The following is a 15,133-nucleotide window of genomic DNA, read 5'->3' as shown; positions in this document are numbered from 1 at the left end:
AGATTACTTCTCGAGCTGGCGCTGCAGGTTGCGCACGAACTCGGTCAGGCCGGTGCGGCGCTCGCGCTTCAACCGTTCCGCCTTCAGGATCGACTGCACCTCGGCGAACGCGTACTCGATGTTCTGGTTGATGACGATGTAATCGTACTCGGCCCAATGGCTGAGCTCATGGGTGGCGCGATTCATCCGCCCGCGGATCACTTCGGCGGAATCCTGCGCGCGTGTGTGCAGCCGCTTCTCGAGATCGTCCGCCGAGGGCGGCAGGATGAAGACGCTGACCACATCGGCGCGCGCCTTCTCGCGCAGTTGCTGGGTGCCCTGCCAGTCGATGTCGAACAGCACGTCCTGCCCGGCCGATAGCGCGGCCTCGACCGGCCGGCGCGGCGTGCCATAGCGATTGTCGAACACGGTCGCCCATTCGAGCAATTCGCCCTGCGCGACCATCTTCTCGAACTTCGCCTTGTCGACGAAGAAATAGTCGCGGCCCTCGACCTCGCCCGGCCGCATCGGCCGCGTCGTCGCCGACACCGACATTTTCAGGCCAGGCATCCGCTCGATCAACAGCCGCGACAGCGTGGTCTTGCCGGCGCCTGATGGCGACGACAGCACGAACATCAGCCCGCGCCGCTCGACCCCGTCAAACGCCCCATCCAACCCGCGGGCCTCTCCTTGGGCCACCATTATCCTCACTCCAGATTCTGCACCTGCTCGCGGAACTGCTCGACCACGTTCTTCATCTCGAGCCCGGTATTGGTGAGCTCGATATCGTTCGATTTCGAGCAGCAGGTGTTGACCTCCCGATTGAACTCCTGCGCCAGGAAATCGAGCCGGCGTCCGATCGGTCCGCCCTTGCCGATCATCTCACGCGCCTGCGCGATGTGGGAAGCGATGCGGTCGAGTTCCTCGCGGATGTCGGCCTTGGTCGCAATCAGGATAGCCTCCTGGTTCAGCCGATCAGCGTCGAACCGATCGGAGGTTTCGAGCAGCGCCGCGATCTGTTCGGCGAGTCGCGCGCGGATCGCCTCCGGCTTGCGGCCTGGCGCTGCTTCCGCCTTCTTGGCGAGCCGCTCGATCTCGTCCATCCGCTGGATCAGCACCTGCCCGAGCGCCGTGCCCTCGCGGCGGCGCATCTCGACGAGATTGGTGAGCGCCTGCTCGAAGGCCAGCGCGGCGGCCTCTCGTGCCGCCTTGTCCTCGGCCTCGTCGCTTTCCGGCTCGACCACCTCGATCACGCCCTTGATGCCGAGCAGGCCGTCGATGCTCGGCGCCACCGCGTCGATCTTCTGCGCCAGTGTGCCCGCGACCTTCACGATCGAGGCCAGCACGTCCTCGTTGATGCGCACCGCCGACACGGCGTTGGTGCGCTTGATATTGAGATTGGCATAGACGGTTCCGCGCGACAGCACTTCGGCCGCGCGCTTCTTCACGACGGCCTCGAGTTCGTCCCAGCCCGGCGGCAGCCGCAGCCGCAGGTCAAAGCCCTTGGCATTGACCGACTTCAGTTCCCACTCGAAGGTGTAGGGGCCGCTCGCGCCATGGCTTCGGGCAAAACCGGTCATGCTCGATAGGGCCATCGCATAGGACTTTCTGGCAAGAGATGTGAGACTCGGCGAAAACGCGTGCGACCTTAGGCCGATTTCCCCGAAAGTGGAATTACGTTCGGCACAACGGGCTAGCGCTGCAGGACCGGCGGCGACGTGGTCGACTGCGCCGCGCCCTGCCGGGCCGGCCTCGACGGTTTCTTCGAGTTGGCCGGCGGCTTGGGCGTCGTGGTTGCAGTCGGATTGGTGTCAGCCGGCGCGCCGGCGGCAGGCGGCGGATCGTCCGCCGGCTCGACCGTGTCGTTCTGGATCTGCTTTTCCATCGAACGCAGCTTCGCCACGTTCTTCTGGTGCTGATCGTAGGTCTCGGTGAAGGCGTGCCCGCCGCTGCCGTCGGCAACGAAGAAGAGATCGCGGGTGCGGGCCGGATTGGCTGCTGCTTCCAGTGAAGCGCGGCCGGGATTGGCGATCGGGCCCGGCGGCAGGCCGTCGATGACGTAGGTGTTGTACGGCGACGGCTGGGTGATCTCGCTGCGCTTGATCGGCCGACCCAGCGTTCCCTTGCCGCCGACCAGGCCGTAAATGATGGTCGGGTCCGATTGCAGCTTGATCTTCTGCCGGAGACGATTGACGAACACCGCCGAGACGCGGCTGCGTTCATCGGCCCTGCCGGTCTCCTTCTCGACGATCGACGCCAGCGTCACGAGCTGCTCCGGCGTTCGGACCGGAATGTCCGGATTGCGGCGTTCCCAGATTTCCGCCAGCACGCGCTTCTGGGTCTGCTGCATCCGCTGGATCACCTGCTCGCGCGTGGTACCGCGCGGGAATTTATAGGTCTCCGGCAACAGCGTGCCCTCGCGCGGTATCTCGCGCACCGAACCCGTGAAGATATCGTTGTCCGAGAGCCGCGCCACGATCTGCTCGGAGGTCAGCCCTTCGGGAATGGTAACCGCATGCTGCACCACCTTGCCCTCGACGATGGTGCCGATGACGTCGCGCAGGCTCGCGCTCTTCTGGAACGAATATTCGCCCGGCTTGAGATCGGAACTTGCCTTCATCGCAAACACGCTGCCGATGAAGACCCAGGGATTGACGTCGATCACGCCCTCACGCTGCAGGATGTCGGCGATATCGCGCTTGCCGGCCCGCTGCGGAATGTTGACGATCTTGTCCTCCTGCAGCGGCCCCGGCGCTTCCAGGGTCTGCTTTCCGTAGTAGTAGGCGGTGCCGGCCCCGATCATCAGAAGGATCAGGAGGGTGATGATGGCATTGCCGACCACGACGAACGGATTGCGGGCACGGTCCGACCGTTTCGGCGGCGGCGGGACCTGTTCAGGCTCCAGCGCGGCGCGCGGGCTTCGCGGTGAAATGGGCGGCCTCTCACTCATCGATTCGACCTGAATCCTGCCGGTTCAATCGTGACCTGACAAATCTAAAGTCCTGCCAATACGATCAATACTATACGAGTATGCGCCCGCGCCTAGAAGTCATCGGCGATTGCGGCAAAACGGTGAATCGGCTCCAACCCGCCTGCTACGGCATGATCCGGAAAAGTCGAAACCGGTTTCCCCTTGTGACAAACGCACAGTGCTTGCGCGGGGATCATGCCCAAACAAAGAGATCAGATCATGACCCGATTCGGCCAATCGGATCATGATCTAGTTGATAACACGTTGCAGGATCACGGAAGCGTTAGTGCCTCCGAAGCCGAACGAGTTGGACAACGCGACGTTGATCTCGCGCTTGCGCGGCGTGTGCGGCACGAGATCGATCGCCGTCTCCACCGACGGATTGTCGAGATTGATGGTCGGCGGGGCGACGTTGTCGCGAATCGCCAGGATGCTGAAGATCGCCTCGATCGCGCCGGCGGCGCCCAGCAGATGTCCGGTCGACGACTTCGTCGACGACATCGACACTTTCGACGCTGCATTGCCGAGCAGCCGCTCGACCGCGCCGAGTTCGATCTCGTCGCCGACCAGCGTCGAGGTGCCATGGGCGTTGATGTAGTCGATATCGGACGGCGTCATGCCGGCGCGCTTCAGCGCCGCCGACATGCTGCGAAAACCGCCGTCTCCATCCGGCGAGGGCGAGGTGATGTGGTAGGCGTCACCAGACAGTCCGTAGCCGACGACCTCCGCATAGATCTTCGCGCCGCGCCGTTTCGCATGCTCATATTCCTCGAGCACGACGATGCCGGCGCCCTCGCCCATCACGAAGCCGTCGCGATCCTTGTCGTAGGGACGCGACGCCTTGGTCGGCGTCTCGTTGAAGCCTGTGGACAGCGCGCGCGCCGCGCAGAAGCCGGCCATGCCGATGCGGCAGATCGGCGACTCGGTGCCGCCGGCGACCATCACCTCGGCATCTCCCAGCGCGATCAGCCGCGCGGCATCGCCGATCGCATGCGCGCCGGTCGAACAGGCGGTGACGACCGAATGGTTCGGCCCCTTCAGGCCGTGCTCGATCGAGACGTAGCCGGATGCCAGATTGATCAGCCGGCCCGGAATGAAGAACGGCGACACCTTGCGCGGGCCGCGCTCCTTGAGCAGCACCGCCGTGTCGGCGATGCCGGAGAGGCCGCCGATGCCGGAGCCGATCAGGGTGCCGGTCGCGCACTTGTCCTCTTCGCTCTCCGGATGCCAGCCGGCATCGTCGAGCGCCTGCGTCGCAGCGCACATCGCGAAGATGATGAAGTCATCGACCTTGCGCTGGTCCTTCGGCTCCATCCACAGGTCGGGATTGAAGGTACCCTCGCTGCCATCGCCGCGCGGCACCACGCAGGCGACTTGGCTCGGCAGGTCGGAGACATCGAAGGTCTCGATCCTGCGCGCCCCGCTGCGGCCCTCAAGGATACGTGCCCAGCTAGTGTCGACGCCACAGCCGAGTGGTGTAACCATGCCCAGCCCGGTGACGACAACACGTCTCATATCAAGAACTCCGTCCCGAAATGCGCGGTGAATAACAAGAAACCGGGGGACCGCCTGACAACGGTCCGTCCGGCTTCATCGGCACCGCGAACGGCGTCAGCTTTTCGCGTTCTTCTCGAGAAACTTCGTCGCGTCGCCGACCGTCAGGATCGTTTCCGCCGCGTCGTCGGGAATCTCACAACCAAATTCTTCTTCAAATGCCATCACGAGCTCGACGGTGTCGAGACTGTCAGCGCCGAGGTCATCAATGAAACTTGCGCTGTCGACCACCTTCTCCGGCTCAACGCCAAGGTGCTCGACCACAATCTTCTTTACCCGCTCGCCAATCTCACTCATCGTTCACCCTCGTGCTTGTTCCATTGGACCCGACCCCAAGACGATACGAGCCATCGTGGTCGTGTAGTTTCCCTAAGCTGTCGCGCATAGTCTTGATTCGGCGGTCGTGGCCGACTAAGTCCCGGCGAACGGCAGGCGTCGCCACGCCAATATACAGGGTTTCAACATCCTGCAATGGCGTTCTTTGCCCATCCGCGGCTGGTTCGGTTATCATAATTCCCTCACCTTGACTATAAGCCCCGCCCGGCCCCCGGTAGGGCATTCCGCCACGCAAAAACGCTCCGGTAACCCGCTCAAAACATGGCCATTCCGCCATTGACGTGAATCGTCTGTCCGGTCACGTAGGCGGCCTCGTTGGAAGCGAGATAGACGGCTGCGGCGGCGATGTCCTCGGGCGTTCCGAGTCGCGCCGCAGGAACCTTTGCCAGGATGGCCTCGCGCTGCTTGTCGTTCAGTGCATCGGTCATCGGCGTCTTGATGAAGCCCGGCGCAATGCAATTGGCGGTCACGCCACGCTTGGCGTATTCGGCGCCCAGCGTCTTGATCAGGCCGATGATACCGGCCTTCGACGCAGTGTAGTTGGCCTGGCCCGGATTGCCGGTGACGCCGACGATCGAGGTAAGGGCGATGATGCGGCCGAAACGCTTGCGCATCATCAATTTGGTGGCGGCGCGCGCGAGGCGGAACGTCGCGGTCAGGTTGATCGCGATCACCTCGTCCCAATCCTCGTCGCGCAACTGCACGAACAGATTGTCGCGCGTGATCCCGGCATTGGCGACGAGGATGTCGACCTGCCCCAGCGCGGTCTCCGCCGCAGGCACCAGTGCCTCGACCTCGGCAGTGTTGGAGAGATTGCACGGCAGAACGTGAACACGCTCGCCGAGCTTGGCCGCGAACGCATCCAGCACCTCACGCCGCGTGCCCGAGATCGCAACCGTCGCGCCCTGCGCGTGCAGCGCCTGCGCGATCGCGCCGCCTATGCCGCCGGTCGCGCCGGTGACCAGCGCGGTCCTACCCGTCAAATCGAACATTACTGTCTCCTCTCGGCTCTCTTGGAGCCGGATTATGCTTCAGGCCGAAGCGGCCAACGCATCCTTGGCGGCGGCGATATCGCCCGGTCCGCTGACGGAAATCCCGACCGCACCGTCGGCGATGCGCTTGACCAGACCGGTCAGGACCTTGCCGGCACCGATCTCGAAGAAATGCGTCACGCCCTTGCTTGCCATATAGGCGACCGACTCGCGCCAGCGCACCGTGCCGGTGACCTGCTCGATCAGCTGGCGGCGGATCTCGTCGGGATCGGTGATGGCGCTCGCCAGCACGTTCGAGACCAACGGCGCGGCCGGCGCCTTGATGGTAACGCCGGATAACGCCTCGGCCATGGCGTCGGCCGCCGGCTGCATCAATTTGCAATGGAAGGGAGCCGACACTGGCAACAGCATCGCGCGCTTGGCGCCCTTGCCTTTGGCGATTTCGACCGCGCGATCGACGGCGGCCTTGTCGCCGGAAACCACAACCTGTCCGCCGCCATTGTCATTGGCAGCCTGGCAGACTTGGCCCTGCGCGGCTTCGTTGGCGACCGCCATCGCCGCCTCGTAGTCGAGGCCGAGCAGCGCGGCCATGGCGCCGACGCCGACCGGCACCGCCTTCTGCATCGCAAGGCCACGGGTGCGCAGCAGGCGCGCGGTATCGCTGACGCTGAGGCTGCCGGCAGCGGCCAGCGCGGAATACTCGCCGAGCGAATGGCCCGCGACATAGGCGGCGTCGCGACCGACCGAGAAGCCGGCCTCGGTCTCGAGCACCCGCAGCGTCGCGATCGAGACCGCCATCAGCGCCGGCTGGGCGTTCTCGGTTAGCTGCAGGGTTTCAGCCGGACCATCCCAGATGATCCCGGTCAGCTTCTCTCCCAGCGCGGCGTCGACCTCGTCGAACACCGCCCGGGCCACTGGAAAGGCATCGGCGAGGGCCTTGCCCATGCCGACCGCCTGCGACCCCTGCCCCGGAAAAGTGAATGCTGCCGTCATGGCGCTCCCAACCTGTTTGGGCATGATCTCCGGAAAGCCGGTTTCCGCTCCTCCGGATCATGCTCTGGACGGGCGCGTAAGACACTGTCCGGGGCTGGGATGTCAAGCCGCGTTGCGGCATCGAAACGGGGACTTTCCCCTAGAACCCGCCGGCCCTCTGGTCCGCGCCCACTTCCGCGCCGGCCCTCGCCCTGCGTGCGCTGCTCACCAATTGCCCCGGCCGATCCTCATGGTCCGGCTTCGCGGTCGCCAGTCTCAGCACTGCGAGATAGCCCGGCTGCACCTCCATGTGGCCGGCATGCCGGCTTTCGCTGAGAATGCGGTGAACCAGTGGCAGATTGTAGCACGGGACGTAGAACAGCAGGTGATGCTCGAGGTGATAGTTCACGTAATACGGGGCGATGAACAGCCGCTCGAGGAAGCTGGCATGCGTGGTCCGGGTGTTGCGCAGGGGATCGTGGCTGTCGGGAACAACGGCGTGCTCGGCGATATTGCGGATGCGGGTGATCACCATCATCCAGGTGAGCAGCGGAACCAGCCATAGCAGTGGATAAGCCCACCACACGCCGGCGGCGGCAAGCGCTGCAAACAGCAGCCCGTTGACGACGAACTGCGGCCCGAGCTTTTCCCAGAAATGCGCGGCACGCTGCCGCCATGGCCATTGCTTCGGCCCGAGCGCATTGAGCAGTTGCGCCTTGCGCTGCTGATAGCCGGTCTGACCGGTGATGTCGCGAATGAACTTGCGGCGGTAGCTCATCTTGGTGATCGGAAACGGCGCCGACAGCACGAGGTCGGGATCATCCTCCTGCTGCGTCCGTGCGTGATGCTGCAGGTGATAGCGGCGATAGGCCCGCGTCTCCGCGAAGATCGGATAGGCGCAGAACCATTGGCTCAATGTCAGATTGGCCCTCTCGTCAGCCGAAAGGCATCCGTGCGCGCCGTCGTGCATCAGGATCGCGAGCCCGAGCTGGCGCGAGCCGATGACCGCGACCGCGAGGAGATATGTCAGCGGATTCGGCCACCACGCCACCAGCGCGATCGCGCCTGATATCAGCGCCCAGGCATGCGCAATCAGTGCGACGCCTTTCAACGTCGAGCGCTGGCGGACGGCGATCAATTGATCCTCGGTCAGGAAGTCGCGGGCACGGATGCGAAGCGCGGTCATGACGAAGCCTCCTCGTCGCGTGAGGTGGAAGTGGATGTGTTGGGATCGCCGACCAGGCGCAGTCGCCTGTTGTCGCTGCCGGATGTGGCGGTGGCCTGCTCGCCCAGCACGCGCAGCATCTCGCTGCACAATTCCTCCGCCGAGCGGCCCATCGCGTAGCCTTCGAGGATGACGCCGATCGCGACCGCCCAGAACCGCCGTGAGGTCGCCGCGGGGTCGCGCAGCGTGCGCCAGCCGTGCCGCTCGATCTGCCCCGCATAGGCGCGCAGCCCTTCGCTGTGCAGTCGCTCGATGGTGCGCTCCACCAGCGGCGCGAGATCCTGGCGGCGTCGCGTCAGGGTCAGCGCCTCCGCAAAGAAGGCGACCGAATCGGTGGCCGTCACCGTCTCGACCAGCGCCCGCGTGTAGTCCCGCGGCGTCTCCGCCCGCAGCGCGGCCTGCTCCGCCGCGCGCGCGACATAGAGCATATCGCGGCAGGCGGCCTCGACGAACAGCGCTTCCTTGGTGCGGAAGTAGTAGGTGATCTGGCTCGGAAAGGCGTCCGCCGCCGCAGCGATATCGGTGATCGAGGCGCCGGCGAGCCCGTGGTCCTTGAACAGGCGGCTTGCGGCGTCGAGCAGCAACGAACGCATCTTGCGCCCGGCCGCACGCGTGGCGCGAACAGCGTGCTTTGGATCAGTGGCCGACGGTTCGGAAGTCGGTCTGGCCGCCATTGGACATCTCCCGAATTATTTGTATGATATACAAACAAATAAATCAAGATCGAGCTAGACCATCCGATTCGGGGCAGATAGACCCGCCGACAGGCTGAAAACCTCGCCCGGCAACCTTGCCAAGGCGCGCAAAATCCTTATAAAGCGCGCCATCCGTGGGTCCCGGCCGGGAGCTGAACGGACGGTCTCAGCAATCTCACTCGTTGATTTTGATGTGGCAGGGCCAGTCGGCCCGTCGTCCCGTGCTTCCGCCTTCTGAGCAACATCGAGTCCTTTCCGAAGGTCTCGAAGGGCTTGTCGCCGGGAACCGCGCCAACGACTTTAGAAAGGACATCCATGCCTCTTTACGAGCATGTTTTTCTCGCGCGCCAGGACGCGAGCACCCAGCAGGTTGACGAGCTGACCGCGCAGATGACCGGCATCGTCGAACAGGCCGGCGGCAAGGTCACCAAGACCGAGAGCTGGGGCGTGCGCTCCCTCACCTACCGGATGAACAAGAACCGCAAGGCGCATTTCGTGCTGTTGAACATCGACGCGCCGTCTGCCGCGATCAGCGAGATCGAGCGTCAGGAGCGGATCAGCGAAGACGTCATCCGCTATCTCACCGTCCGCGTCGAAGAGCTCGAGGAAGGCCCGTCCGCGATGATGCGCAAGGCCGACCGTGACCGCGAGCGCGATGATCGTGGCGGCGGTTTCCGGGGTGACCGCGATGGCGGTGGCTTCCGTGGTGATCGCGACGGTGGCGGCTTCCGGGGCGACCGTGGCCCGCGCCGTCCGCGCGACGAAGAAGCAGCAGCGGCGGAAGAGGAGTAAGAATCATGGCTGATGCTGGTGCACGCCGTCCGTTTTTCCGTCGCCGCAAGACCTGCCCGTTCACGGGTCCGAATGCGCCGAAGATCGACTACAAGGATTCCAAGCTGTTGATGCGTTACGTCTCCGAGCGCGGCAAGATCGTGCCGAGCCGCATCACGGCCGTTTCCGCCAAGAAGCAGCGTGAGCTCGCCCGCGCCATCAAGCGCGCGCGCTTCCTCGGCCTCTTGCCCTACGTGATTCGCTAATCGATCCGGTCCGCGGCGCCTCTCGCACCGCGGACCATTTACTCATAAGGCTTCCGGGTCGTCCGGTCGCCGATGGTTGGGGTTCGCAGGCAGGACCTCTAACCGCTCGAAAGGAGCGGGACAGCTGATGATCGTGACGTTGTTCATTGCTATCGCAGCGGGCTGCGCGTCGGCGTTGATGTTCGCCTCGCTCGTTTCGGGCGCGATGATCTCGCTGTTGCTGTTCTGGCTGGCGCCGCTGCCATTGATGGTGGCGGGGCTCGGCTGGGGTCCGCTCACGGCAAGTATTGGTGGGATCGCGGCCGCGCTGGGCCTCGGCGCGATCTTCGGCCTGCCCTACTGCATCACCTTTGTCATCATGGTTGCGCTGCCGGCCTGGTGGCTCGGGCACCTCGCGCTGTTGGGACGCTCGGTTGCCGAGCCGAACCCGGGCGGCGCACCTGCGCCGGCGGCCGTCAATCTCGAATGGTACCCGGTCGGCCGTATCCTGCTCTGGATCGCGGGCTTCGCCGTACTCACCACGATGGCGGCCCTGCTCACGCTGGGCACCGACGCCGCCAGCATCTCGGCTGCCATGAAGCGCGGCCTGCTGCGGGTCCTGGACTCGCGCATGGTGACGGCGAGCGGCGACATGGAACGCGTGGTCGACGCAATGGTCGCGATCGCGCCCCTCGCCGCGGTCATTGTCACGATGATATCTCTGACGATCAATCTCTGGCTCGCGACCCTGATCACGGCGACCTCGGGCCGCCTGCGACGTCCATGGCCCGACCTGCGGGCGACGGCGCTCCCGGCGATGACGCTGGTGGCCTCGTGCGTCGCCATCGCCTTCTGCTTCACCAGTGGCCTATTGGCCATCCTCGCACAGGTCACGACCACAGCCCTGATGGCGGCTTATGCGCTCACCGGTTTCGCCGTCCTGCACACGGTGACGCAATCGCTCAATAGCCGCGCGTTCTGGCTGAGCTGCGCCTATGCCGTGGTCGTGATCTTCACCTGGCCTGTGGTGGCGATGGTGGTGCTCGGAATAGCCGATGCGCTGTTCGGATTGCGCCAACGCTATCTGCGCAGAAGGCCGCCGCCGCTCCCTGTGTCCTGAACTCAACCGATCAACCCAACCAAGATTGAAGGAGAAGCAATATGGAAGTCATTCTTTTGGAACGTGTCGCCAAACTCGGCCAGATGGGCGAGGTCGTGAAAGTGCGCGACGGCTTTGCGCGCAATTTCCTCTTGAAGCGCGGCAAGGCGCTGCGCGCCACCGCCGATAACCGCGCCAAGTTCGAGGGCATGAAGGCCGAGCTCGAGGCGAACAACCTCAAGGCCAAGTCCGAAGCCAGCAAGGTGGCGGAGAAGATCGACGGCCGTGAGATCGTGATCATTCGCCAGGCCTCCGAGAGCGGTCAGCTATTCGGCTCGGTCTCGGTACGCGACATCGTCGCGGCGCTGGCGACCGACGGCGTCACCGTCAGCCGGCCGCAAGTCTGGCTGGACTCGCCGATCAAGGTGATCGGCCAGCAGAAGGTGACGATCGCCGTCCACCCCGAGGTCGAGACCAGCATCGCCGTCATCGTCGCGCGCAGTGCCGACGAGGCTGAGCGCATCAAGCGCGGCGAGGACATCTCGACCCGCCAGGAAGACCAGGACGCCGCAGCCGAGGCGCTTGCCGCCGCCGGCGAGTTCTTCGATCCGGAAGCGCAGCACGAGGAGCCGGCGGAGCCGGCGCCGGCGACTGAAGAGAAGTAAGCCTCTTCGTCTGCTACTACAGGATCAAAAGCCCGGCCTCGATCAGGCCGGGCTTTCGATTCGGGCCGCCGCCTTCTCATCCAGCATGGCAATCGAAGCGAGCGCGGTCGCGGTGTGCTTCTCTTTGCCGTCGATCACGCAGAACACGTCGGCTGCGACGACGGCGACCTGCCGCCCCGGCTTGATCACCCGCGCGCGGCAGATCAGGCGATCGCCGGATGCCGGCGACAACAGGTTCAGTTTGTATTCGGCCGTGAGCGCTGCCTGGCCGCGCGTGGTCGCCGCCGCGATGGTGGTTGCATTGTCGACCAGGAAGGCGGTGACGCCGCCGTGGAACAGACCATGCTGCTGCAATAGCTCCGGCCGCCGCCCGACCTCGATCGTGCAGGCGCCGCGGGCAAGCTCGGACAATTCCGCGCCGATATGATCCATGAATCCCTGGCGACCGACATTGTCGCGGATGCGCGTCGCGATCGGCTTGAAATCGGAATCCAAATCCTCCGTCATGGCGTATCTCCGCTTCTGTCTGCTGCACTGGGAGCGACAACGGCGCGGATCGCGCAGGCAATCAGCGCGTCGGTCTGCTCCCTCGGATCTGTGCGGTCGCGGCCCGACAGGAAGGCACGGCAAAAGATCTGCGCTGGCCCGATGATCTGGCTGATGAAAACGGTCGGCGGCGTCGGCAAGAGCTCGCCGCTCGCAAGCAGCGGCGCTCGCCAGCGCTCGATCCCGTCAGCGAGCCGCACATTCTCGGCGCGCTGTGCGTCACGAAGCTCGTCGCTCCATTCGCTGCGGGATATCTCGAACAGAAAGCGCGCTTCGCGCCGTTCGCTCACGACCCAGTCGAGATGCGCGCGGATCAGCCGCCTGACCCCTTCCCGCGCTCCGCAGGATCGATCGAGCACCGCGAGCATGGCGGCGTGATAGCGCTGCAGGATGTCCAGAAACAGAGTGCCGGCAAGCTCCTTCTTCGATCCGAAGAAGTGGAAGGAAGCTGCCGTTGGAGGCCCGTGCATGGGTTCGGATGGCCGCAACTGTCGCGCCCTCAAACCCATCGCGGTCGAAGACCGCGAGACCCGCGGCCAACAGGTCATCTCGCGCTGTGGTAGCCATGCTCCGCCTCTCTAGAGGCGCACTCTAGAGCAACACTCTAGTCGCGGTCAAGTTCCGCGGTAGTGCGGAACTGCATTCTGTCGAGGCTACGCGAGGTCGGCGTGACGCCGTCACTGCTGAGGTGCAGGAGCCGCTGGAGTAGCTGCAGACGGGCTTGCGGGCGGTTCCGGCGCACTCGGCGCTGCAGCGGCGGCTGGCGATGCCGGCGCGCTGCCGCCGTTCTCCTTCGGAGCATCAGCCTTGGCCGTATCCGGCTTGCTTTCGGAGGCAGGCTTGGCGCTTTCGGCTGGCTTGTCGATTTCGCCCTTGCTGCCATCAACCTTGGCCGCATTGTCCTTCGGCGTCGCGTCTCCAGCGGGCTCGGACTGCTTGGCAGGCTCCGGCTGGATTTCCTCGCTGGGCTTATTTCGCTTGCCCAGCTTCTGCTTTGCACCCGGCTTGGACTCGGTTGCCTGCTCCGGATTGGTTGCGTCAGGCGCCCCCTCGCTCGGCGGCGGCGACCGCTTGGCGTTGCGCCGCTGCCGTCTGCCCTCGCCTTGTGGATTGAGGCCGTCAGCATCAGGCTTGGCGGCCTGCTGCGCGTCGGGTGCGGGCTCGGGCGTGCTCCATGGAAACAAGAACCTGCGGCTGGGCCGGTCCGGTTCCGGTGGGTTGGCCGGCCGCGCGGCCTCCTGCTGCTGCTTCGCATCCTTGCCGTGCTTGGCCTGCTCCTGCCGGCCCTGATATCGCGTATCGCTGGCGCCGTTGGAAACGAGATAGGACGCCAGCAGCGAGGCCATATCGCTGCTGGTGGTGTAGTGCTGGCGGAGGAAACCCGGGAGCGCGGACGAGCTGACGCTCTTGAGCAGGCCGCGCGGAGACTTGTGGCAGGCGCTGCAGGTGCCCGCAAAGATCTGCGAGGGGCTCTTGCCGGCCTCAAGGTTGGTCGGCTGGGCATGTGCCGAGTTCGCCGCAAGGCCGGCGACAACAAGAATCACCGTCGCGAAAATGAGCGCTCGGCCCCACATCCCCCATTCTCCTGATCATGGAAACGCCCTCCGGCCCTGCTCGATCCGGTCGCGGCGCGCCCCTTTTAGCCGATTATCGGGCGAATGGAAGCGCAGTTATGACCCATCCACGCAATTGTCACATTCGGGAATATCCGCTTTGACTACAACGCAATAGCGCTTCTCCCTGATCATACCTATCGTGATGTTGACTCACATTGGAACCATCTGTTCCACTGCGCGTCAGGGGTAACGGCCAGTCGCTCTGTGGTGCTTCGATGGACCGTTTATTGCGTTATTTCTTGGAACAATACATTCGCCGTGGCGCGCTGACCGTCACGACTGCGAGAGGGGCGAAGTTCACCTGCGGTGACGGCTCCGGCCAGCCGGTCTCGGTACGGTTCAAGACGGCAAGCGCCGAGCGGCGGATCCTGCTCGATCCCGAGCTCCATCTCGGCGAAGCCTATATGGACGGCACTTTCGTTGTCGAGAATGGCTCGATCGCGGACGCGCTGGCCATCCTGATGGATCAGCCCGACATGTTGCCGGGCTGGGCCAAGCCGCAATGGCTGCTGCGTTACCTTGGCAGGCACATCTGGCAGTTCAATCCGCGCGGCCGGTCGAGGCGCAACGTCGCCCATCACTACGACCTGGACGGCCGACTCTATTCCCTCTTCCTTGACGCCGACAAGCAATATAGCTGCGCCTACTTCGAAGCCCCGGACGCGACGCTGGACGACGCCCAGCTCGCCAAGAAGCGCCACCTCGCCGCCAAGCTCGTGGTGCGGCCGGGCCAGCGCGTGCTCGATATCGGTTCAGGCTGGGGTGGGCTTGGCCTCTACCTCGCCGAAATGACGGGGGCCGACGTCACCGGCGTCACGCTCTCCACCGAGCAGCTCCAGGTGTCGAACGCGCGGGCGGCGGAGAAGAACCTGTCGCAGTCGGCGCGCTTCCTGCTCGAGGACTATCGCGACATCCCCGGTCCGTTCGATCGCATCGTCTCGGTCGGCATGTTCGAACATGTCGGCGTCGACTTCTACGAAACCTATTTCCGCCGCTGCGCCGAGTTGCTGACCGACGACGGCGTCATGGTGCTGCACTCGATCGGCCGGTCGACGGGGCCTGACGTGACGAGTCCCTGGATCGAGAAGTACATCTTCCCCGGCGGCTATATCCCGGCGCTCTCCGAAGTCATGCCCGCGATCGAGAAGGCCGGGCTCCTGGTCTGCGACATGGAGATCCTCCGCCTGCACTATGCGGAGACCCTGAAGGCCTGGCGGGAGCGCTTCATGGCGCGGCGCGAAGAGGCCGTCCGCCTCTATGACGAGCGCTTTGCGCGGATGTGGGAGTTCTACTTCGCGGCGTCGGAAATGTCGTTCCGCAAGCAGAACATGATGAACTTCCAGCTCCAGCTCACCAAGCGGCAGGGCGTCGTGCCGATCACCCGCGACTATATCGGCCAGGAAGAGGCCAGGCTGCGGGGCATCGAGCAGCGCGCGCGGCCGCGGCTGCAATTGGCGGGCGAATAGG

16 protein-coding genes and 1 pseudogene are annotated in these 15,133 nt (G+C 64.7%); 5 read left to right on the top strand and 12 right to left on the bottom strand.

The window, feature by feature from the left end; genetic code table 11:
- Positions 1-3 precede the first annotated feature (3 nt).
- The 9 genes from gmk to ACVJGD_RS04855 all read right to left on the bottom strand — a co-directional run bounded on the left by gmk (position 4) and on the right by ACVJGD_RS04855 (position 8,703).
- Positions 4-681, bottom strand: coding sequence for a guanylate kinase (gene gmk / locus ACVJGD_RS04895; RefSeq protein WP_456633299.1), 678 nt, complete (start codon positions 679-681; stop codon positions 4-6).
- Positions 682-686: 5 nt separating this feature from the next.
- Positions 687-1,574: a YicC/YloC family endoribonuclease gene (locus tag ACVJGD_RS04890; protein ID WP_456633298.1), complete on the bottom strand. Its 888-nt coding sequence runs from the start codon at positions 1,572-1,574 to the stop codon at positions 687-689.
- A gap of 98 nt (positions 1,575-1,672) precedes the next feature.
- The gene (mltG, locus tag ACVJGD_RS04885; RefSeq protein WP_456633297.1) at positions 1,673-2,929 is read right to left on the bottom strand and encodes an endolytic transglycosylase MltG; all 1,257 of its coding nucleotides are present in this window, start codon (positions 2,927-2,929) and stop codon (positions 1,673-1,675) included.
- 270 nt (positions 2,930-3,199) lie between these two features.
- Complete coding sequence (fabF, locus tag ACVJGD_RS04880; protein WP_456633296.1) at positions 3,200-4,465, bottom strand: beta-ketoacyl-ACP synthase II; 1,266 nt, start codon at positions 4,463-4,465, stop codon at positions 3,200-3,202.
- A gap of 96 nt (positions 4,466-4,561) precedes the next feature.
- Positions 4,562-4,801 carry an acyl carrier protein gene (locus tag ACVJGD_RS04875; RefSeq protein ID WP_002716125.1) on the bottom strand — a complete coding sequence of 80 codons (240 nt, stop codon included), beginning with the start codon at positions 4,799-4,801 and terminating at the stop codon, positions 4,562-4,564.
- Positions 4,802-5,094: 293 nt separating this feature from the next.
- Complete coding sequence (gene fabG / locus ACVJGD_RS04870) at positions 5,095-5,832, bottom strand: 3-oxoacyl-[acyl-carrier-protein] reductase (RefSeq protein ID WP_456633295.1); 738 nt, start codon at positions 5,830-5,832, stop codon at positions 5,095-5,097.
- Between the two features lie 39 nt (positions 5,833-5,871).
- Positions 5,872-6,825 (bottom strand): ACP S-malonyltransferase, encoded by a 954-nt coding sequence (fabD, locus tag ACVJGD_RS04865; RefSeq protein WP_456633294.1) that lies wholly within the window; start codon positions 6,823-6,825, stop codon positions 5,872-5,874.
- Positions 6,826-6,964: 139 nt separating this feature from the next.
- Positions 6,965-7,990, bottom strand: coding sequence for a fatty acid desaturase family protein (locus ACVJGD_RS04860; protein ID WP_456633293.1), 1,026 nt, complete (start codon positions 7,988-7,990; stop codon positions 6,965-6,967).
- Entirely contained in the window at positions 7,987-8,703 is a 717-nt protein-coding gene (locus ACVJGD_RS04855; protein ID WP_456633292.1) for a TetR/AcrR family transcriptional regulator C-terminal domain-containing protein, read from the bottom strand. The genes ACVJGD_RS04860 and ACVJGD_RS04855 overlap by 4 nt, the downstream gene beginning before the upstream one ends.
- A gap of 336 nt (positions 8,704-9,039) precedes the next feature.
- On the opposite strand from ACVJGD_RS04855, the gene rpsF reads away from it, so the two are divergent.
- The 4 genes from rpsF to rplI all read left to right on the top strand — a co-directional run bounded on the left by rpsF (position 9,040) and on the right by rplI (position 11,504).
- Positions 9,040-9,516, top strand: a complete 477-nt coding sequence (gene rpsF, locus ACVJGD_RS04850; protein ID WP_456640169.1) for a 30S ribosomal protein S6 — start codon at positions 9,040-9,042, stop codon at positions 9,514-9,516.
- Between the two features lie 5 nt (positions 9,517-9,521).
- The gene (rpsR, locus tag ACVJGD_RS04845) at positions 9,522-9,761 is read left to right on the top strand and encodes a 30S ribosomal protein S18 (RefSeq protein WP_054163395.1); all 240 of its coding nucleotides are present in this window, start codon (positions 9,522-9,524) and stop codon (positions 9,759-9,761) included.
- 127 nt (positions 9,762-9,888) lie between these two features.
- Positions 9,889-10,860 carry a DUF2232 domain-containing protein gene (locus ACVJGD_RS04840; RefSeq protein WP_456633291.1) on the top strand — a complete coding sequence of 324 codons (972 nt, stop codon included), beginning with the start codon at positions 9,889-9,891 and terminating at the stop codon, positions 10,858-10,860.
- A gap of 41 nt (positions 10,861-10,901) precedes the next feature.
- The gene (gene rplI / locus ACVJGD_RS04835) at positions 10,902-11,504 is read left to right on the top strand and encodes a 50S ribosomal protein L9 (protein ID WP_456633290.1); all 603 of its coding nucleotides are present in this window, start codon (positions 10,902-10,904) and stop codon (positions 11,502-11,504) included.
- 42 nt (positions 11,505-11,546) lie between these two features.
- On the opposite strand, the gene ACVJGD_RS04830 is transcribed toward rplI, so the two are convergent.
- The 3 genes and pseudogenes from ACVJGD_RS04830 to ACVJGD_RS04820 form a co-directional block, all read right to left on the bottom strand.
- Complete coding sequence (locus ACVJGD_RS04830; RefSeq protein ID WP_456633289.1) at positions 11,547-12,011, bottom strand: PaaI family thioesterase; 465 nt, start codon at positions 12,009-12,011, stop codon at positions 11,547-11,549.
- Positions 12,008-12,617, bottom strand: a pseudogene (locus ACVJGD_RS04825) (TetR/AcrR family transcriptional regulator). Before ACVJGD_RS04825 ends, ACVJGD_RS04830 begins: the two are co-directional and overlap by 4 nt.
- A 110-nt stretch (positions 12,618-12,727) precedes the next feature.
- Positions 12,728-13,624, bottom strand: coding sequence for a hypothetical protein (locus ACVJGD_RS04820; RefSeq protein WP_456633288.1), 897 nt, complete (start codon positions 13,622-13,624; stop codon positions 12,728-12,730).
- A 257-nt stretch (positions 13,625-13,881) separates the two neighbouring features.
- On the opposite strand from ACVJGD_RS04820, the gene ACVJGD_RS04815 reads away from it, so the two are divergent.
- The gene (locus ACVJGD_RS04815; protein ID WP_456633287.1) at positions 13,882-15,132 is read left to right on the top strand and encodes a class I SAM-dependent methyltransferase; all 1,251 of its coding nucleotides are present in this window, start codon (positions 13,882-13,884) and stop codon (positions 15,130-15,132) included.
- Position 15,133: the final 1 nt, after the last annotated feature.

The organism is Bradyrhizobium sp. USDA 10063, from assembly GCF_054063735.1.
Note: the sequence above shows the minus strand (reverse complement) of the source record. Positions and strands in the feature narration are given on the sequence as shown.